The sequence below is a fragment of the Streptomyces sp. PKA51 genome (genome assembly GCF_057552455.1).
The window spans coordinates 100,618-119,120 of sequence record NZ_BAAJPZ010000004.1; the positions used below are offsets into that span (position 1 = coordinate 100,618).

The following is an 18,503-nucleotide window of genomic DNA, read 5'->3' on the forward strand; positions in this document are numbered from 1 at the left end:
CACCGACGAGGCCGCCTCATCCCCACCGCAGGAGGCGACATGCTGCTGCCCTTCCCCGTACCGGAGCCGTCCGCTCAAGCGCGCATCGAACCGTTCGAGTACAGCCTGCTCGTGCCGCACGACGCGAGAGCGGTCCGTGTCGCCCGTACGACGCTGCGCGCCGCGCTGCTCGCGCACGAGCTCGGGGAGTTCATCGGCCGGGCCGAGCTGCTGGCCAACGAGATGCTCACCAACGCCATCGTGCACACGAGCGGTACCGCAGAGTTGAGCCTGTGGTGGTCGGAGTGGCGCGTGCTGCGTGTCACCGTGCGGGACAACTACCCGCGTCCGCCGACCCCTCGGGCCGTACGCCCGTACGGGGAGAACGGCCGGGGGCTGCGCCTGCTGCAGGCGCTCGCGGACCGCTGGGGGCACGCCCCTTCCCCCGGCGGCGGAGCCAAATCCGTGTGGTGCGAGATCAGCCGCGCTTGATGGTCAGCGCGCCGCTGCCCGTCGAGGCGTCGATGCGGTACTTGCCGGAGGAGTCGTTGTCGACCTCGATGTCCTTGCCGCCGCTGCCGGTCTTGGCCGCGACGCGGTAGGTCGCGTTCGGGAGGGTGAGGTCGAGGGCCCCGCTGCCGGCCGTGGCCCGGACGTCCTGCGGCGCGGACAGCTTGAGGTCGATGGCTCCGCTGCCGGTCCTCGCCTGCACCGGGCCGCCCCCCAGGCCGCGGCCGGTGATGGCGCCGCTGTCGGCGCGGACGTCGACGGGGCCGTTCACGTCGACGACGTCGATGGCTCCGGAGCCGGTGGACACCGACACCGCACCGGTCTTCTTGAGGGTGAGGGCGCCGCTGGCGTTCTTGCCGGTGACGGGGAGGCCGGCCGGCAGGTGGACGGTGTAGGCGACGGAGCAGTCGTCGCCGCAGCCGCGGAGGACGAGGACGCCGTTTTCGATGCGGTGGGTGGCGCCCTGGGGGCGGTCGTTGCCGTATTCGACGCGGCGGTGGAGGCCGACGTTGGTGCCGCCTTCGTCGCCGATGAGGGTGACGGCGCCGGATCCGTTGTCGATGCGGACGGACGTGATCTTCTCGGAGATCGTGGTGTCGTCCTCGAAGTCCTTGTTCAGCAGGCTGCCGCAGGCGCTGAGGGCTCCGACGGCCACGCCGGTCGCGGCGAGGGCGGTGATCAGACGGAGACGCGCGCGCATGAGGGTTCCCACCGTTCTTGAGGAAGATCAGATACGGAGAGGCTATGCGCGGGCAAGGGGCGGCGCCCATGGGGGAAGTCCCTGATGCGACCCCACCCCGCCCCTGAGGCAGGGGCGGGGTGGGGGTGGGCGCTCAGTGCTTCTTCTGGTCCCGCTTGGGGCGCCAGACGACCAGCGCGCTGGCCTGCTGGACCTCGTGGTACGGCACGAGGTCGCGCCGGTACGAGGCGTGGACGGCGGCTTCGCGCTGCTGCATGGCGGCGGCGGCGCCGTCGACCACGGCCTGGAGTTCGGCCACGCGGGCCTGGAGCGCGGCGACCTGGGTCTCCAGTTCGATGATGCGCTTGATGCCGGCGAGGTTGATGCCCTCGTCCTGGCTGAGCGTCTGCACCTGGCGCAGGAGCTCGATGTCACGGGCGGAGTAGCGGCGGCCGCGGCCGGCGGTGCGGTCGGGGGAGACCAGACCGAGGCGGTCGTACTGCCGGAGGGTCTGCGGATGCAGGCCCGACAGCTGGGCGGCTACGGAGATGACGTAGACCGGCGAGTCGTCGGTCAGCTCGTAGGGGTTGCGTCGACGGCCACTACCTTCCATGGCTCAGGCTCCCTTCGCGGCCTGGAACAGTTCCGCTCGCGGGTCTTCGCTGGCGGTCGCCTCCCGATAGGTCTCCAGGGCTTCCCGGGCCTTGTCGTCGAGGCTGGTGGGCACGGCGACCTCGACGGTCACCAGGAGGTCGCCGCGGGTGCCGTCCTTGCGGACGGCGCCCTTGCCGCGGGCGCGCATGGTGCGGCCGTTGGGGGTGCCGGCGGGCAGCTTCAGGGTGACCGGGGGCCCGCCGAGGGTGGGCACCTTGATCTCGCCGCCGAGGGCCGCCTCCGTGAAGGTGACGGGGACCGTGACGGTGAGGTTGTCGTCCTTGCGCCCGAAGACGGGGTGGCTGCCGACGTGGACGACGACGTAGAGGTCGCCGCTGGGGCCGCCGCGCTCGCCGGGAGCACCCTTGCCGCGCAGGCGGATCCGCTGGCCGTCGGAGACTCCGGCGGGGATGCGGACCTGCATGGTGCGGGCGGACTTGGCCCGGCCGCTGCCGTGGCAGACGTCGCAGGGGTGCTCGGGGGTGAGCCCGCGGCCCTTGCAGTCGGGGCAGGGGTCGGTCAGCGAGAAGCCGCCGCCGGTGCCACGGGAGACCTGGCCGGTGCCGACGCAGGTGGGGCACACGCGCGGTGTGCCGTTCTTGTCGCCGGTGCCGGAGCACGCCTTGCAGGCGGCCGCGGAGGACATGCGCAGCGGGACCGTGGCACCCTCGACCGCTTCGGTGAAGCTGAGGGTGACCTCGGACTCGATGTCCTGGCCGCGGCGCGGCTGGGTGCGGGTGGCACCGCCGCGGTTGAACAGTCCCCCGAAGACGTCACCGATGCCGCCGCCTCCGCCGAAGCCGCCGGCGCCGCCCTGGGCGCCTCCGAAGAGGTCGCCCAGGTCGAAGTTGAACGATCCGCCGGCGCCCGGCCCGGCACGGAAGCCTCCGTTGCCGAACAGGGCGCGCGCCTCGTCATACTCCTTGCGGCGCTTGGGGTCGGCGAGGACGTCGTTCGCCTCGGAGATCTCCTTGAAGCGCTCCTCCGCGGAGGTGTCGCCCTTGTTGGCGTCCGGGTGGAACTCGCGGGCGAGCTTCCGGTACGCCTTCTTGATCTCCGCCTCGGTGGCGTCCTTGGGGACGCCGAGGACCTTGTACAGATCCTTTTCGAGCAGGTCCCTGCTGAGGCTCATCCTCGACGTCCCTCCTTCCTCGTCATCCGGTGTGCGTCAGCCCTCGTCCGGGCCACCGCTCTCCTCGTCCGACGACTCGTCCTCGGCCTTGGGCTGGGCGCCGGGCTGGGGCTCGGCGACGGCCACCCGCGCGGGGCGGATGGTGCGCTCGCCGATGCGATACCCCGGCTGCAGGATCTGCACGCAGGTCGTCTCGGTGACGTCCGGCGCGTAGCTGTGCATCAGCGCCTCGTGCACCAGCGGGTCGAAGGGCTCGCCCTCCTTGCCGAACTGCTGCAGGCCCATCTTGGCGGCGACCGTCTCCAGGGATTCGGCGACGGACTTGAAGCCGCCGACGAGCTCGCCGTGGTCACGGGCGCGGCCGATGTCGTCGAGGACGGGCAGGAGCTCGGACAGGAGGTTCGCGACGGCGACCTCCTTGACCGCGGCGCGGTCCCGCTCGACCCGGCGACGGTAGTTCTGGTACTCGGCCTGGAGCCGCTGCAGGTCGGCGGTGCGCTCCCCGAGCGCCGCCTGGGCCTGGTCCAGCTGTGCCTTGAGGCCTACCTCGACGAGTTCCTCGCCCGTGGGGGCCGGGCCGGCCGGGCCCGCCTGATCGGCGGACCCGGCGGCCTTCGCCGCGTCGTCGGGAGCGGTCGGCTCGGAGGGGCCTTCAGGCTTCTCGTTCTCGTTGAAGCCCGGGGTCTCCTCCGTCACGCCGACGCACCGCCCTTCGGCTTCTCGTCGTCGACGATCTCGGCGTCGACGACATCGTCATCGGCCTTGGCCTGGCCGTCGCCCGCGGCACCGGCAGCGCCCTGCGCGGCCTGGGCGTCGGCGTACATGGCCTGACCGAGCTTCTGGCTGACCGCGGCGACCTTCTCGGCCGCGGTGCGGATCTCGGCGGTGTCCTCGCCCTTGAGCTTGTCCTTCAGCTCGGCGACGGCCGTCTCGACCTCGGTCTTGACCTCGGCCGGGACCTTGTCCTCGTTGTCCTTGAGGAACTTCTCCGTCTGGTAGACGAGCTGCTCGCCCTGGTTGCGGGTCTCGGCGGCCTCGCGGCGCTTGTGGTCCTCCTCCGCGTACTTCTCGGCCTCTTCGCGCATGCGGTTGACCTCGTCCTTCGGCAGCGAGGAGCCGCCGGTGACGGTCATCTTCTGCTCCTTGCCCGTGCCCAGGTCCTTGGCGGTCACGTGCATGATGCCGTTGGCGTCGATGTCGAAGGCGACCTCGATCTGCGGGACGCCGCGCGGGGCCGGGGGCAGGCCGGTCAGCTCGAACATGCCGAGCTTCTTGTTGTACGCCGCGATCTCGCGCTCGCCCTGGTAGACCTGGATCTGCACGGACGGCTGGTTGTCCTCGGCCGTGGTGAAGATCTCCGAGCGCTTGGTCGGGATCGTGGTGTTGCGCTCGATCAGCTTGGTCATGATGCCGCCCTTGGTCTCGATGCCGAGGGACAGCGGGGTGACGTCGAGGAGCAGGACGTCCTTGACCTCGCCCTTGAGGACACCGGCCTGCAGGGCGGCACCGATGGCGACGACCTCGTCCGGGTTCACACCCTTGTTGGCCTCCTGGCCGCCGGTCAGCTCCTTGACGAGCTCGGCGACGGCGGGCATACGGGTGGAGCCACCGACCAGGACCACGTGGTCGATCTCGGACAGGGCGATGCCCGCGTCCTTGATGACGTTGTGGAACGGCACCTTGCAGCGCTCCAGCAGGTCCGCGGTCAGCTGCTGGAACTGGGCGCGGGTGAGCTTCTCGTCCAGGTGCAGCGGGCCCTCGGCGGACGCCGTGATGTAGGGCAGGTTGATCGAGGTCTCCGTGGAGGAGGACAGCTCGATCTTCGCCTTCTCGGCGGCCTCGCGCAGGCGCTGCAGCGCCATCTTGTCCTTGGACAGGTCGACGCCGTGGCCGGAGGCGAACTGCTTGACCAGGTAGTCGACGATGCGCTGGTCCCAGTCGTCACCACCGAGGTGGTTGTCGCCGTTGGTGGCCTTGACCTCGACGACGCCGTCGCCGATCTCCAGCAGCGAGACGTCGAAGGTGCCGCCACCGAGGTCGAAGACGAGAATGGTCTGGTCGTCCTTGTCGAGACCGTAGGCCAGGGCGGCCGCGGTGGGCTCGTTGACGATGCGCAGGACGTTGAGGCCCGCGATCTCGCCGGCCTCCTTGGTGGCCTGGCGCTCGGAGTCGTTGAAGTACGCCGGGACGGTGATGACCGCGTCGGTGACCTTCTCGCCCAGGTAGGCCTCGGCGTCCCGCTTGAGCTTCTGCAGGATGAAGGCGCTGATCTGCTGGGGGTTGAAGTCCTTGCCGTCGAGGTTGATCTTCCAGTCGGTGCCCATGTGGCGCTTGACCGAGCGGATCGTCCGGTCGACGTTGGTCACGGCCTGGCGCTTGGCGACCTCACCGACCAGCACCTCGCCGTTCTTCGCGAAGGCGACGACGGACGGCGTGGTCCTGGCGCCCTCGGCGTTGGTGATGACGGTGGGCTCACCGCCTTCGAGAACACTGACGACGGAGTTCGTCGTACCCAGGTCGATGCCGACCGCACGTGCCATGTCGATTCCTCCAGCTGACTTGAGTGGAACAGACTCAAGAGTGCAACAGGGATGCAAACCTGTCAACAGACCTGAGTCAGCCGGGCTCAACCTTTATGCGGCACTTACTGGCAGTGGCGAACGTTCACGCTGTCGTGGCACCGGGGCAAGGGTTGCCTTGCGCGACACAGATCACCGGCGATGCGGGTATATCGCGCGCGCGAGAGTGAGTAGTCTCGTACGGACTGGATAAGTTACCGATTAGTAATCCCGCTTTCGCAGCCCGAGGAGCCACCCATGCAACTCGCCGCGATCATCGTGTCGCTGGCCCTAATGGCGGTCGGCATCGCGCTGTTCGGCCGTGCCCTCCTCCAGATCTACCGGCACATGCGACTGGGCCAGCCCGTCCCCGCCGGCACGCGGACGGACGAGCCGGTGCAGCGCACCGTGACGGTGGTCAAGGAGTTCCTCGGCCACACCCGCATGAACAAGTGGGGCGTCGTCGGCGTGGCGCACTGGTTCGTGGCGGTGGGCTTCTTCTCGCTGCTGCTGACGATCGTCAACGCCATCGGCCAGCTGTTCAAGGCCGACTGGATCCTGCCGATCATCGGCGACTGGGCCCCGTACAACGTCTTCGTCGAGTTCCTCGGCACGATGACCGCGCTCGGCATCCTGGTCCTGATCGTCATCCGCCAGCTGAGCAGGCCGGGCCGGGCGGGCCGCAAGTCCCGCTTCGCCGGCTCCAACTTCGGCCAGGCGTACTTCGTCGAGGCCGTCATCCTCATCGTCGGCATCTGCATCTTCATGCTGCACGCCCTGGAGGGCGCCCAGCACGACGTCGACGGCTACGAGGCCTCGTTCTTCATCTCGTACCCGGTCGTCTCGTGGCTGGAGGGAATGGACCTCTCCACCCTCCAGAACCTCACCTACTTCTTCGCCGGCCTGAAGATCGCGACGTCCTTCATCTGGATGATCACGGTCTCGCTGAAGACGGACATGGGTGTGGCCTGGCACCGCTTCCTGGCCTTCCCCAACATCTGGTTCAAGCGCGAGGCGAGCGGCGACGTGGCCCTCGGCGCCCTGCAGCCGATGACCAGCGGCGGCAAGCCGATCGACTTCGAGGACCCGGGCGAGGACGACGTCTTCGGCGTATCGAAGATCGAGGAGTTCTCCTGGAAGGGCATCCTCGACTTCTCCACCTGCACCGAGTGCGGCCGCTGCCAGTCGCAGTGCCCCGCCTGGAACACCGGCAAGCCGCTCTCCCCCAAGCTGCTGATCATGTCGCTGCGCGACCACGCGCACGCCAAGGCGCCGTACCTGCTCGCCGGCGGCGGCAAGGACGCCGAGGGCAACGAGAAGGCCACCGAGGAGCAGCTGAAGGACGTCCCGGCCGCCGCCCTGGCCGAGGCCGAGCGCCCGCTGGTCGGCACGCTGGAGGAGAACGGCGTCATCGACCCCGACGTGCTGTGGTCCTGCACCACGTGCGGCGCGTGCGTCGAGCAGTGCCCCGTCGACATCGAGCACGTCGACCACATCGTCGACATGCGCCGCTACCAGGTGATGATCGAGAGCTCCTTCCCGTCCGAGGCGGGCACGATGCTCAAGAACCTGGAGAAGAAGGGCAACCCCTGGGGCCTGGCGAAGAAGCAGCGCCTGGCGTGGACCAAGGAGGTCGACTTCGAGGTCCCGGTCGTCGGCAAGGACGTCGAGGACCTCACCGAGGTCGACTACCTCTACTGGGTCGGCTGCGCCGGCGCCCTGGAGGACCGCGCCAAGAAGACCACCAAGGCCTTCGCGGAGCTGCTGCACATGGCGGGCGTGAAGTTCGCCATCATGGGCGGCGAGGAGGCCTGCACGGGCGACTCCGCACGCCGCCTGGGCAACGAGTTCCTCTTCCAGCAGCTCGGCCAGCAGAACGTCGAGATGCTCAACATGGCCTTCGGCGAGGACGCCGAAGAAGGCGTCAAGGTCGAGAAGTCGAAGAAGAAGATCGTCGCGACCTGCCCGCACTGCTTCAACACGATCGCCAACGAGTACCCGCAGCTCGGCGGCGAGTACGAGGTCATTCACCACACGCAGCTGCTGCAGCACCTCATCGACGAGGGCAAGCTCGTCCCCGTCACCCCGGTCGAGGGTCTGATCACCTACCACGACCCCTGCTACCTGGGCCGCCACAACAAGGTCTACACGCCGCCGCGCGAGATCATCGCCAAGGTGCCGGGCCTGCGCAACGAGGAGATGCACCGCCACAAGGAGCGCGGCTTCTGCTGCGGCGCCGGCGGCGCGCGCATGTGGATGGAGGAGCGCATCGGCAAGCGCATCAACAACGAGCGCGTCGACGAGGCGCTGTCGCTCAACCCCGACATCGTCTCCACCGCCTGCCCCTTCTGCCTCGTCATGCTGACCGACTCGGTCAACGGCAAGAAGAACGACGGCAAGGCGAAGGAGTCCATCCAGGTCGTCGACGTCGCCCAGCTGCTGCTGGAGTCCGTCAAGACGCCGGCCGCCCCGGAGGGCGACGGCGACGGCGAGACGGCGGGCACGCCCTCGCCGGACCCGGAGCCGGTGAAGTAGCCGAAGCAGCCGCCTGTCGAGGTGGGTACGAGGCCGGGCCCCGCGAGCGATCGCGGGGCCCGGCCTTCGTCGTCCCCACGACGTCCCGTGACGTCCTGTGACTCCCGTGACGACGAACACACTTGATCTCAAGCTCGCTTGAGGTCCTACCGTCGAGGACATGACGACGACGCAGAACACGCAGGCCGACACGCAGCTGACCACGCCGAAGGGCGACGACTCCAACCTCGCCGGACAGCCCGTCGGCTACTGGACGTACGCGGCCCACAAGGCCGTCATCCGGCACATCCGGGCCGCCCTGGCCACCCAGGACGTCACGCAGCCGCAGTGGTGGACCCTCAACCGCACCGACCTCGTCGAGGGCGGCCTGACGCAGCAGGAGCTGCGCGAGTCGCTCACCGTCCACCTCGACCACCGGCCCGAGGAGATCGACCAGGCCCTGTACGCCATGGTCGCCCGCGGCTGGCTGACCGAGGGCACCGAGGGCCGGTACGTGCTGACCGAGGCCGGCCGGGAGGCCAAGGAGCGCATCTTCGAGGTCGTGCGCCGGGTGCGCGCGGAGATCCACGCCGGCATCACGGACGAGGAGTACGCCGCCGCCCTCACCGTCCTGCGCCGCATGATCAGCAACGTGGGCGCCGACGAGCTGCTCTCGCCCGACCGCTGGCTGCCCAAGCGCTGAACACGCGCCCGCGGCGGGCCCCCGGGCTTTCCCCTAGGGGATGTCACAGGTCGGCCGCAAAGCACGGCCCGTTCCCCCGGGGGCGGCTCCGGGCGCTCCTCGGAGCGGGTACGTTCGTTGACGTGGCTGGATTCAGGATGGGACGCGGACGGGACGAGCAGCAGCCCGGGCCCGCATGGCACGGACAGCAGCAGGCGCAGGCGCCGTACGGCGGCCAGGGCGCGCCCGGCGGGCAACCGCAGTGGCAGCAGCAGGGCGGCGGGTACGACGAGCCCGAGTACTTCGGCGGGCAGCCGCACCCCCAGCCGCACCCGCAGGGCGGCTACGACCCGTACTACGGGCAGGGGCAGGCCCCCGGCGGCGCGGACCAGACCCGCCAGTTCAGCATCGGCGAGGCCCCCGACGCGTACGGGCAGGACGCCTACGGCCCGTACGGCGGCGAGAGCGGCCCGCCGGCGCCGCCCCCCGGGCCGCGGCTGCACTGGAAGGACCTGCTGAGCGGCATCGTGCTGCGCCCCTCGGCCACCTTCTGGCAGATGCGCGACCACCAGGTGTGGGCGCCGGCCCTGATCGTCACGTTCGTCTACGGCCTGCTGGCCGTCTTCGGCTTCGACAAGGCGCGCGCGGACGTCCTGAAGGCGTCACTGGGCCAGGTGCTGCCCGCCGTACTGATCACCGGCGTCATCATGGTGATCGCCGGCCTGATCCTCGGCGCGGTCACCCACACCCTCGCCCGCCAGCTGGGCGGCGACGGCATATGGCAGCCGACGGTCGGCCTGTCGATGCTGATCATGTCGATCACGGACGCGCCGCGGCTGCTCTTCGCGATGTTCCTCGGCGGCGACAGCACGCTCGTGCAGGTACTGGGCTGGGCCACGTGGGTGGCGGCCGGCGCGCTGCTGACGTCCATGGTGAGCAAGTCCCACGACCTGCCGTGGCCGAGGGCGCTGGGGGCGTCGGCGATCCAGCTGGTGGCCCTGCTGTCGCTGATCAAGCTGGGCACGCTGTAGCCACGAGGACATACGAAAGGGCCCGTTCCGATCCCGGAACGGGCCCTTTCTCCATGCCTTGCGCCTGTCGGGCGTCGAGGCTGTCAGGCGTCGAGAACCTGGCCCTCGCGGCGCACGACCGGCGGCTCGACCGACCACGGGAAGTTGATCCAGTCGTCGGTGCGCTTCCAGACGTACTCGCACTTCACCAGCGACTGCGGCTTCTCGTAGATGACCGCGCTGCGCACCTCGGCGACGTGCTCCAGGCAGAAGTCGTGCACCAGCTTGAGCGTCTTGCCGGTGTCGGCGACGTCGTCGGCGATGAGGACCTTCTTGTTGGAGAAGTCGATCGCGTTCGGCACGGGGGCGAGCATGACGGGCATCTCGAGGGTCGAACCGACTCCCGTATAGAACTCCACGTTCACCAGGTGGATGTTCTTGCAGTCCAGCGCGTAGGCGAGGCCGCCCGCGACGAAGACGCCGCCGCGCGCGATGGACAGGATGATGTCCGGCTCGTAGCCGTCGTCCGCGATGGTCTGTGCCAGCTCACGGATGGCCTGCCCGAAGATCGGGTAGGTCAGGTTCTCGCGGATGTCGCTCACGTTGCTCTTCGCCTTGTTCCCTGGTCGCTCAGACCTGCGTGCGGTGGAAATTCTGGAAGGACCGCGAGGGCGTGGGGCCCCGCTGTCCCTGGTACCGGGAACCGTGCTTCGCGGACCCGTAAGGATGCTCGACGGGTGAGGTCAGCCGGAACATGCACAGCTGGCCGATCTTCATCCCCGGCCACAGCTTGATCGGCAGGGTTGCCATGTTCGACAGCTCCAGCGTCACGTGCCCGGAGAAGCCCGGGTCGATGAAGCCGGCCGTCGAGTGGGTCAGCAGCCCCAGCCGGCCGAGGCTGGACTTGCCCTCCAGTCGCGAGGCGATGTCACCGGGGAGCGTGATCACCTCGTACGTCGAGGCCAGCACGAACTCACCGGGGTGCAGGATGAACGCCTCGTCGCCCTCCGGCACCACCTCGCGCGTCAGGTCCGGCTGCTCGACGGCCGGGTCGATGTGCGGGTACCGGTGGTTCTCGAACACCCGGAAGTAGCGGTCCAGCCGCACATCGATGCTCGACGGCTGCACCATCGATTCGTCGAACGGGTCGATCCGCACACGGCCGGCGTCGATCTCGGCCCGGATGTCCTTGTCTGAGAGAAGCACGCTTCGAGGATACGCAAAGAAGACAGGCACCCCGACAACGCGGGCCCGGCCCCCTCCCGGGCCGGGCCCGCACCGGGCTCACCGCTTCTCCGGCCCCACCGGCACCGACTGCCGCAACCGGGCGCAGCGCGGGCAGCGCAGGAGCCGCCCGGGGCCGATCCGGTCGGGGCCGAGGTGCTGCATCGGGAACGACGCGGTGCTGAACACGTGCCCTTCGGCACAACGAACGACGGTGCGCTCCATCGAGCTCCCTTTCCCATGGCCGAGACGAAAGGACAAAAGCCACATTAAGGGATGCGTCGGACCCTCCTGAAGGCGGCACCCCGACCACTCCCCCGGCCGTTTGCCGCGCCCCCACGGTACGCCCCAACTCCCGGCCCCCACCGCCCGTATCCCCCTCCCCGCACACCCCCCTCACACAACGACGGAACCCCCGGGCTGATGCACCGGGGGTCCGTGATGAGGTACAGTGTGCGACGATGAGACGCCCCGATGGGCGTCCCGCGCGGGCGTAGTTTAATGGTAGAACATGAGCTTCCCAAGCTCAGAGCGCGAGTTCGATTCTCGTCGCCCGCTCTTCACCGAACCCCCAGGTCAGCGGCCTGGGGGTTCGTCGTTGTCCGGACGAACCCTTTTCCGTGCCCCTCGTTGTCATAGGTATGACCGTACGACGGCGCGCGGACGCCCCGGCGGACGCCGGCCTCTGGCGGCACCGGGGCTTCCTCCACTACTGGAGCGCGAACGCCGTCGACCTCGTGGGCAGCGGCGTCACGCGGGTGGCGCTTCCGCTGGTCGCAGTGGTGGTTCTGCACGCCTCCGTCTGGCAGGTCGCGCTGCTGTCGTGCGCCCAGACACTCCCGCCCCTGCTGGTCTCGCTCCCCGCCGGGGCACTCGCGGACCGCCACCGCAAGCGTCCTGTGATGGTGGGCGCGGCACTGGTCGGCGGTGCCGCGTTCCTCGTGGTCCCGCTGGCCGACGCCGTCGGCCGGCTGTCCTTGGAGCTGCTGTACGGCGTGGCACTGGTGAGCGCGGTCGCCGAGGTCTTCGGCTCCACCGCGCGCATCAGCTTCCTCCCCTCGCTGTTGCCCCGGCACCGGCTGCTGGAGGCCAACTCCAAGATCAGCGGCATCAATTCCCTGGCCGACAGTGCCGGCTCCCAGCTCGGCGGCGCCCTGGTCGCCGTGCTCGGTGCGGCCCGTGCCCTCTGCCTGGACGCCGCCTCCTACCTGGTCTGCGCCCTCCTCCTCGCCCGCATCCGCACCGCCGAACCGGCTGCGGCTCGGCCGGGGAAGCACACGACCTTCCGGGCCGAGATCGCCGAGGGCATGCGCTACGTGTGGTCCCACCCCACGATCCGGCCGCTGGTGCTCGCCGCCACCGCGTACGTCGCCGTCATGGCGTTCCTCACCACGCTGTGGTCCGTGTACGTGCTGCGCGAGCTGCACTATTCGAGTGCGGCTCTGGGCACGACGCTGAGCGTGGCCGCGCTCGGCGGGTTCTGCGGCGCGCTCGTCGTCCGCCCGGTGGTCGCACGGCACGGACCGGTGCGCGTCATGCTCACCGCCCTCGCCCTGGCCCCCTTCACCGAGGTGCCGCTCCTGCTCGCCACGCCCGGTCGCACCTGGCAGATCGCCGTCGGCCTGGCGATGTTCGTCCAGTCGGGGTGTGCCGTGGCCCAGGGCTCCACCCAGCGCACCGTCCGCCAGGCCGTCTGCGACCCCGCGCTGCAGGGCCGCATGCTCGCCACCAGCCGGTGGGTGGTGTACGGCTCGCAGCCGGTGGCCGCCCTCCTCGCCGGCACCGCCGGCACCTGGCTGGGCCTGTGGAACGGCCTGGCCGTCGGCACCCTCGCCCTCGCCGTCCCGTTCCTCGTCCTGCGCACGTCCTCGCTCACCGATGTGCCCCGGGACACCACCGCCCCCGAACCAGCCGACCGGGCACACGCGTGCCCGCAAAGAGAAAGCGATGCCGCATGAGCTCTGGAGGACATCCGGGCCCGCCCCGTCCGTCCCGCCCCACCGGACGGTACGTTCCCGCCAGGGGAATCCACACGGAGTCCGCGCGCATTCAGCGGCTCGGCTGGCTTCGCTCCACCACCGGGACGCGCCTGGACTCCCTGCAGCACACACGGCTCGACGCCGGCAAACTCACCGGGAACATCGAAGGATTCGTCGGCACCGTCGAAATCCCGATCGGCATTGCCGGGCCCCTGGCGTTCCGCGGGGAGAACGTCCGGGGCGAGATCTACGCGCCCATGGCGACCACCGAGGGCGCCCTCGTCTCGTCCGCCACGCGGGGCGCCCTGGCCGTCACCATGGCCGGCGGGGTCACCACCTGTGCCCTTGCGCAGGCGATGACGCGCGCACCCGTCTTCGCCTTCTCCCGGCTGTCGGCCGCCGGCCGTTTCGCCGCGGAGATTCCCCGCCATCTCGACGACCTCCGCACGGCCGTCCGGCAGGTCTCCCACCATGCCGAACTCGTCTCCCTCGAACCCGTGGTGCTGGGGAGGACGGTTCACCTGCGGTTCCGGTACACCACCGGGGACGCCGCAGGGCAGAACATGACCACGGCCTGCACCTGGCACGCCTGCCAGTGGATCCTCCAGCAGCCCCACCTGGCCGGGAACGAGGAATGCGAATCGTTCCTCATCGAGGGGAACACCTCGGGCGACAAGAAGGCGTCGTCGCAGGCCATGGGGGAAGGCCGCGGCATCAGGGTGTCCGCCGACTGCCTCCTGCCGGCAGGTGTCGTCGAACGGGTGCTGAAGACCACCCCCGACGAACTGGTCAGGGGCTACCAGCACATCGCCGCAGGCGCGGTGCACAGCGGCGTGCTGGGCTCCAACGCCAACACCGCCAACATGGTGGCGGCGATTTTCACCGCGACCGGTCAGGACATCGCCTGCGTGCACGAATCGGGTGGGGGGCAGTTCATCCTCGAACGGACGCCGGACGGCGTCTACGCGAGCATGACCCTCCCCGGCCTCGCGATCGGAACGGTCGGCGGCGGCACCCACCTGACCACGCAGCACGAACTCCTCGAAACGATGGGGTGCACGGGCCCGGGAAGCGCGGCCCGCCTGGCGGAAATCATCGCCGGCTTCGCCCTGGCCCTGGACCTGTCGACCGTTTCTGCCGCCGTTTCCGGGCAGTTCGCCAGCGCCCACGAGCGTCTCGGCCGCAACAGGCCGGTCCGCTGGTTCGACCTCGACGAACTCGACGCCGCATTCTTCGAGTCGGCACTGGGCCGCTCCGCCATGCCGGGCGTCAAGGTCACCGGCGTCGAAGCCTCCCGCATTCCCATGGGACCCAGCGTCCTGTCCGAGCTGACGTCACGGACGGTGAAGAAAGCCGTCGGGCTCTTTCCGATGCAGCTGAAGGTCGCCCACGGCGATACGGAGGAAAAGCTCGAGGTCATGGTCAAGGTCAAGCCCACCGACCGGGAGGTCATGAAAATGGCCGGCCTGGCAGCCGGCCTGTGCGGCGGCCCGGTGGCCACCCACTACCGCAGGTTCGAGCAACGTCTCGGCTTCGTGGGATGCGACGTACGGGAACTGGCCCTGTACGAGCAGACCGACACCCGCTTCACCAGCCTCGTGCCGCGGCCGTACCGGACCTATCGCGACGACCGGCGGGAGGCGTACGTCATCGTCATGGAGTGCCTCGGCGACATGGAGCTGATGGACACGTCCGAGAATCCCGGCGGATGGTCCCGCCGGCACCTCGGCATCGCCCTGCGCGACCTCGGCCAGCTCCACTCCCTCTGGTACGGCAAGGAACCGGCGCTGAGCCGTATGCCGTGGATCGGGCACATTCCCAACGCCTGCGACATGGTGGAGATGAAGGACCTGTGGCTGGCCCTGGCCGACCACGCGGCGGAGGAATTTCCCGAGATTGTCGACGCACACCACCACGACCGGCTGCTTTCCTGCATCGGGACCATCGACCGCTGGTGGCCGCAGATCGAGGCGATGCCCAGGACGCTCGTCCACAACGACTTCAACCCTCGCAACCTCGCCATCCGGACGGACGGCAGGCTGTGCGCGTACGACTGGGAGCTCGCCACCTTGCACATTCCCCAGCACGACTTGGCCGAACTGCTCTGCACCGCCCTCGACCCCGCCGACATCGATGCCACGACGGTCGCAGAACTCTCGGAGATCCACCGCAGGTCCCTGGAGAGCCACGCCCGCACCACCCTCGCCCGCGCCCAGTGGGAGCGCGGATACCGCCTCGCCCTCAAGGACCTGGCCGTCAACCGCTTCGGGCTCTATTTCGTGGCGCACACCGTTCGCCACTACGGCTTCCTGGAGCAATGGTGGCGGAATCTGTGGGCTCTGATCGACCTGGCGGAAGCCGCGTAGCGATGATGGCGCTTGGCGTCTCTTCGGACCGTAACTCCATTCACACCGTTGCGTTAGGCCGACCGGGTGGGGGCCGGCGACAGGGCCGCACGGCGTGGACGGCGCCTCCCACCCTGCCGTATCCCACCGAAGAACAAGGCGGAGCAGTGGCTTCCTTCAAGCGATTCGCAGTCCTGTCCGGCATGGCCGTGGCCATCCTGACCTCCCCGGCGTGCATCGGGGCCGCGAGCGCCGACACGATCGACCAAGGGGCGGGGGGCCTGCTGTCCAACATCGGCAGCCGGAACGCCGCTGCCCACTCCAACCAGTGCGGCTCCAGCCGGGTGGGCCTGCTCAACGACCGGACCTGTGTGGCCCGGTACGACTCCCACCACCGCCACGGTGACAACCGTCAGGTGAACGTCCCGAGCGGCGGCCTGCTCTCCAACATCGACTCCCGCAACGCCTCCGGGTTCAGCAACAACTGCGGGACGGACACGATCGGCATCCTCAACCACACCACCTGCGTCACCGAAGAGAAGTAGGGAAGAGGAGGAGGACGGCATGCCCAGGTCGGTGACCTGGGCATGCTTCGTTTCCGTACAACTCTGTACGACTCAGTACAACGCATCCCCCATCGGGGAGTCCTCGCCGGTGACGTAGGCGCGGATCGACGCCAGGTACTCGCGACGGCCGACCCGGCCGTCGCCGTCGGCGTCCAGCGCGTCGAACGCCGCGCCCGCGTTGTCCGCCCGGTTGCCCAGCGCCTGCCGCAGCATCGTGAACTCCGAGCGGTCCAGGGCGCCGTCCCGATCGGTATCGACGAGGTCGAACAGGGCCCCGAGCGCGTACTGGCAGATGGTGTCGAACTTCTCCGCGTCGACCCACGCCGCGTACTCCTCGAAGGTCATCACGCCGTCGCCGTTCGCATCCATCGCCGCCCATGCGCGCTCGCCGGCGGCGAATGCGGCGACGACCAGCGGGTCGTCGCCCTTGCGGCCGGACGCCTCGGTGGCCCGCTCGATCCGTACGAAGTAGTCGTGCCGGGAGGCGACGCCGTCCCCGTCCATGTCCAGCATTGCGAAAACGCGCCCCTTCGCGGTGGAGAGATCCACGAGGGCCGGCTGCGGCTCGGCGGGGGAGAGGGACATCCAGGGGCCTTCCTTCGGGTGCGTGCGCGTCGGGCCGTCCCTACCCGGCGCCCGCGGGGGCCCATGCGGACGGCGCACGGCGGGTTACGTCATGCGCCGGCGCGCGGCGCCTACGCCCACCCCCGCTGCAACCCCACCGGATGCCGCGGGGTTATTTTCTTGGAGGTTATTTTCTTACTTGCGCAACTGGGGAACCGTGGGCCACTCGGTCCCGTTTCCTGCAGTGACGCAGGAGAAGACGCACCAGCACTGGAGGACGTTGATGGGCGTGGCCTTGACCAAGGGCGGCAACGTGTCGCTGTCCAAGCAGGCGCCCGGTCTGACCACCGTGACGGTCGGGCTCGGATGGCAGGTACGGGCGGGGGCCGCAGCCGGCGACGGCTTCGACCTGGACGCCAGTGCGCTGCTGTGCGGGGCGAACGGCACCGTGCTCTCCGACCAGCACTTCGTCTTCTTCAACAACCTCCGCAGCCCCGACGGCTCGGTGGTCCACACCGGCAACGCGAGCGGTGGCGGCAGCGGCGGGGACAACGAGCGGATCCGCGTCGATCTCGCCCGCGTGCCCGCCGAGGTGACCCGCATCGTCTTCCCGGTCTCGATCTACGAGGCCGCGCAGCGCGGGCAGAACTTCGGGCAGCTCGCCGGCGCGTACATCCGCGTCGTCGACGAGGACGGCGGGGGCGCCGAGCTCGCCCGCTACGACCTGAAGAGCGACGCCTCCGCCGAGACCGCGATGGTCTTCGGCGAGCTGTACCGCCACGGCGCCGAGTGGAAGTTCCGCGCGATCGGCCAGGGGTACGCCTCCGGGCTCGCCGGCATCGCCACCGACTACGGCGTCGACGTCCTGCGGGAGGCCGCGGCGCCCGCACCCGTACCGCCGGCACCCGTACCGCCCGCGCCCGTACCGCCGGCACCCGTACCCACACCTCAGCACACCCCAGGGAGTTCCCCCGTGACGTGTTTCTTCGATGCCGGCCACGGCCCCGGTGCCGTCTCCGTGATGTGGTCGCCGCAGTGGGGCGTCGCCCGCCCCGTGGACGCGTGCCACGGGTGCGCCCAGCGCGTCCAGACCACCGCCCCGCCGTACTACTCGGCTCCGCCGCAGGCGGGGTACCCGCAGGCCGGGTACCCGCAGCAGGGCTACCCCCAGCCGGTGCAGCAGCAGGGCTACCCGCAGCAGGGCCAGCCCGGCCAGCCCGCTCAGCAGGGCCAGGGCCGGCGCTTCGGCACCGGTGCGCTCATCGGCGCGGGCGCGGCCGGTCTCGTCGGCGGCGCGCTGCTGAACGAGGCGATGAGCGACGACGAGCCCGAGGTGATCGTCAACAACTACTACGAGGGCGACGACTACTAGGCCCCCGCCAGGGGCGGCCCTAGTCCTCGGGGAGCTCCTCGGAGGGCTCCTCGTACGGGGCCTCCTCCATCAGCCGTTCGCCGATGTCGTCGGACCACTCCTGCGCCCAGCGGCGCAGCTCGGCGATCTGCTCCTCGTCCAGGCCGTAGGCGGCGAAGAGGCGGTCGTCGAGGAGTTCGACGGTCTCCAGCCGGGCCCGCAGGTCCGTGAGGTCGAAGTCGTCCCGGGCACGGCTGCGGCCGAGCTCCTCGAGTTCGATGCGTGACCAGCGGCCGGTGGCGGAGGCGGCGTGGACGTCGACGAGGTCGCGGGGGTGGCCGTGGGCGGCGAGGGCGCGCACCGTGGTGCCGACGACGTCGTCGAGGGCGAGGACGGGGCCGTGGGCGGTCTGCAGCGGCGGGCGGGCCATCGTCTCCTTGAGGACGTCCACCTCGCACTCCTCGCCCGTTTCCGGGTCGGTGACGACCATGCGGGCCGAGATGGGCTCGGTCTCGACCGCGCCGACCCTCCAGCCGCGTTCGATCAGACCGCGCTGCAGGGCTGCCGCGATGTCCGCCATCGGCAGCTGAGCCTCGGTGGCCAGTTCGAGGTCGTCGCCGGGCCGCTCCACCAGTCCGTGGGCCTGTACCGCGTACCCGCCCGTGAGCACGAGCGGGTACGGGGAGCCGATGGCCACGACGTCGGCGAGCAGCCGCCGGTGCAGATCGGTGATTCTCACGCGGCTTCCGCGTCCGT

17 protein-coding genes, 1 tRNA gene and 1 pseudogene are annotated in these 18,503 nt (G+C 69.9%); 9 read left to right on the forward strand and 10 right to left on the reverse strand.

Annotation, left to right across the window (positions count from 1 at the left end; all coding sequences use genetic code 11):
* Positions 1–39 precede the first annotated feature (39 nt).
* A complete protein-coding gene (locus tag AC27L3_RS07680) occupies positions 40–471 on the forward strand; it encodes an ATP-binding protein (protein WP_487233245.1) in 432 nt (143 codons plus the stop codon).
* On the opposite strand, the gene AC27L3_RS07685 is transcribed toward AC27L3_RS07680, so the two are convergent.
* From AC27L3_RS07685 to dnaK, 5 genes are all read right to left on the reverse strand, one after another.
* Positions 458–1,189, reverse strand: coding sequence for a DUF4097 family beta strand repeat-containing protein (locus AC27L3_RS07685; protein WP_487233246.1), 732 nt, complete (start codon positions 1,187–1,189; stop codon positions 458–460). The two genes, AC27L3_RS07680 and AC27L3_RS07685, sit on opposite strands and share 14 nt — an antisense overlap.
* A gap of 133 nt (positions 1,190–1,322) precedes the next feature.
* Positions 1,323–1,781, reverse strand: a complete 459-nt coding sequence (locus AC27L3_RS07690; protein WP_487233247.1) for a heat shock protein transcriptional repressor HspR — start codon at positions 1,779–1,781, stop codon at positions 1,323–1,325.
* A gap of 3 nt (positions 1,782–1,784) precedes the next feature.
* Positions 1,785–2,954 carry a molecular chaperone DnaJ gene (dnaJ, locus tag AC27L3_RS07695; protein ID WP_487233248.1) on the reverse strand — a complete coding sequence of 390 codons (1,170 nt, stop codon included), beginning with the start codon at positions 2,952–2,954 and terminating at the stop codon, positions 1,785–1,787.
* Positions 2,955–2,990: 36 nt separating this feature from the next.
* Positions 2,991–3,650, reverse strand: a complete 660-nt coding sequence (gene grpE, locus AC27L3_RS07700; RefSeq protein WP_365967941.1) for a nucleotide exchange factor GrpE — start codon at positions 3,648–3,650, stop codon at positions 2,991–2,993.
* Positions 3,647–5,494, reverse strand: a complete 1,848-nt coding sequence (gene dnaK, locus AC27L3_RS07705) for a molecular chaperone DnaK (RefSeq protein WP_487233249.1) — start codon at positions 5,492–5,494, stop codon at positions 3,647–3,649. Before dnaK ends, grpE begins: the two co-directional genes overlap by 4 nt.
* Before the next feature lie 276 nt (positions 5,495–5,770).
* On the opposite strand from dnaK, the gene AC27L3_RS07710 reads away from it, so the two are divergent.
* The 3 genes from AC27L3_RS07710 (at position 5,771) to AC27L3_RS07720 (ending at position 9,739) form a co-directional block, all read left to right on the forward strand.
* A complete protein-coding gene (locus tag AC27L3_RS07710; RefSeq protein WP_487233250.1) occupies positions 5,771–8,047 on the forward strand; it encodes a (Fe-S)-binding protein in 2,277 nt (758 codons plus the stop codon).
* A gap of 160 nt (positions 8,048–8,207) precedes the next feature.
* Positions 8,208–8,729 (forward strand): MarR family winged helix-turn-helix transcriptional regulator, encoded by a 522-nt coding sequence (locus AC27L3_RS07715; RefSeq protein ID WP_487233251.1) that lies wholly within the window; start codon positions 8,208–8,210, stop codon positions 8,727–8,729.
* A gap of 137 nt (positions 8,730–8,866) precedes the next feature.
* Positions 8,867–9,739, forward strand: coding sequence for a Yip1 family protein (locus tag AC27L3_RS07720; protein WP_487233506.1), 873 nt, complete (start codon positions 8,867–8,869; stop codon positions 9,737–9,739).
* 83 nt (positions 9,740–9,822) lie between these two features.
* On the opposite strand, the gene AC27L3_RS07725 is transcribed toward AC27L3_RS07720, so the two are convergent.
* The 3 genes from AC27L3_RS07725 to AC27L3_RS07735 all read right to left on the reverse strand — a co-directional run bounded on the left by AC27L3_RS07725 (position 9,823) and on the right by AC27L3_RS07735 (position 11,167).
* Positions 9,823–10,320: a phosphoribosyltransferase gene (locus AC27L3_RS07725; RefSeq protein WP_365967848.1), complete on the reverse strand. Its 498-nt coding sequence runs from the start codon at positions 10,318–10,320 to the stop codon at positions 9,823–9,825.
* 28 nt (positions 10,321–10,348) lie between these two features.
* On the reverse strand, positions 10,349–10,924 hold the full coding sequence (gene dcd, locus AC27L3_RS07730) for a dCTP deaminase (RefSeq protein ID WP_365967847.1): 576 nt from the start codon (positions 10,922–10,924) through the stop codon (positions 10,349–10,351).
* A gap of 78 nt (positions 10,925–11,002) precedes the next feature.
* The gene (locus tag AC27L3_RS07735; RefSeq protein ID WP_487233252.1) at positions 11,003–11,167 is read right to left on the reverse strand and encodes a hypothetical protein; all 165 of its coding nucleotides are present in this window, start codon (positions 11,165–11,167) and stop codon (positions 11,003–11,005) included.
* A gap of 262 nt (positions 11,168–11,429) precedes the next feature.
* Here AC27L3_RS07735 and AC27L3_RS07740 point away from each other — a divergent pair.
* From AC27L3_RS07740 to AC27L3_RS07755, 4 genes are all read left to right on the forward strand, one after another.
* Positions 11,430–11,500 (forward strand) — tRNA-Gly (locus AC27L3_RS07740).
* An 83-nt stretch (positions 11,501–11,583) separates the two neighbouring features.
* Positions 11,584–12,900, forward strand: coding sequence for an MFS transporter (locus AC27L3_RS07745; RefSeq protein WP_487233253.1), 1,317 nt, complete (start codon positions 11,584–11,586; stop codon positions 12,898–12,900).
* Positions 12,897–15,287: a phosphotransferase gene (locus tag AC27L3_RS07750; RefSeq protein WP_487233254.1), complete on the forward strand. Its 2,391-nt coding sequence runs from the start codon at positions 12,897–12,899 to the stop codon at positions 15,285–15,287. Before AC27L3_RS07745 ends, AC27L3_RS07750 begins: the two co-directional genes overlap by 4 nt.
* A gap of 182 nt (positions 15,288–15,469) precedes the next feature.
* Complete coding sequence (locus AC27L3_RS07755; RefSeq protein ID WP_487233255.1) at positions 15,470–15,811, forward strand: hypothetical protein; 342 nt, start codon at positions 15,470–15,472, stop codon at positions 15,809–15,811.
* 72 nt (positions 15,812–15,883) lie between these two features.
* Here AC27L3_RS07755 and AC27L3_RS07760 read toward each other — a convergent pair whose 3' ends face one another.
* A complete protein-coding gene (locus tag AC27L3_RS07760) occupies positions 15,884–16,417 on the reverse strand; it encodes an EF-hand domain-containing protein (RefSeq protein ID WP_487233256.1) in 534 nt (177 codons plus the stop codon).
* 262 nt (positions 16,418–16,679) lie between these two features.
* Here AC27L3_RS07760 and AC27L3_RS07765 point away from each other — a divergent pair.
* Positions 16,680–17,261 (forward strand): annotated as a pseudogene (locus tag AC27L3_RS07765) (TerD family protein); the annotation flags it as partial.
* Between the two features lie 526 nt (positions 17,262–17,787).
* Here the strand turns inward: AC27L3_RS07765 and AC27L3_RS07770 are convergent.
* A complete protein-coding gene (locus AC27L3_RS07770; RefSeq protein WP_487233257.1) occupies positions 17,788–18,486 on the reverse strand; it encodes a hypothetical protein in 699 nt (232 codons plus the stop codon).
* Positions 18,487–18,503: the final 17 nt, after the last annotated feature.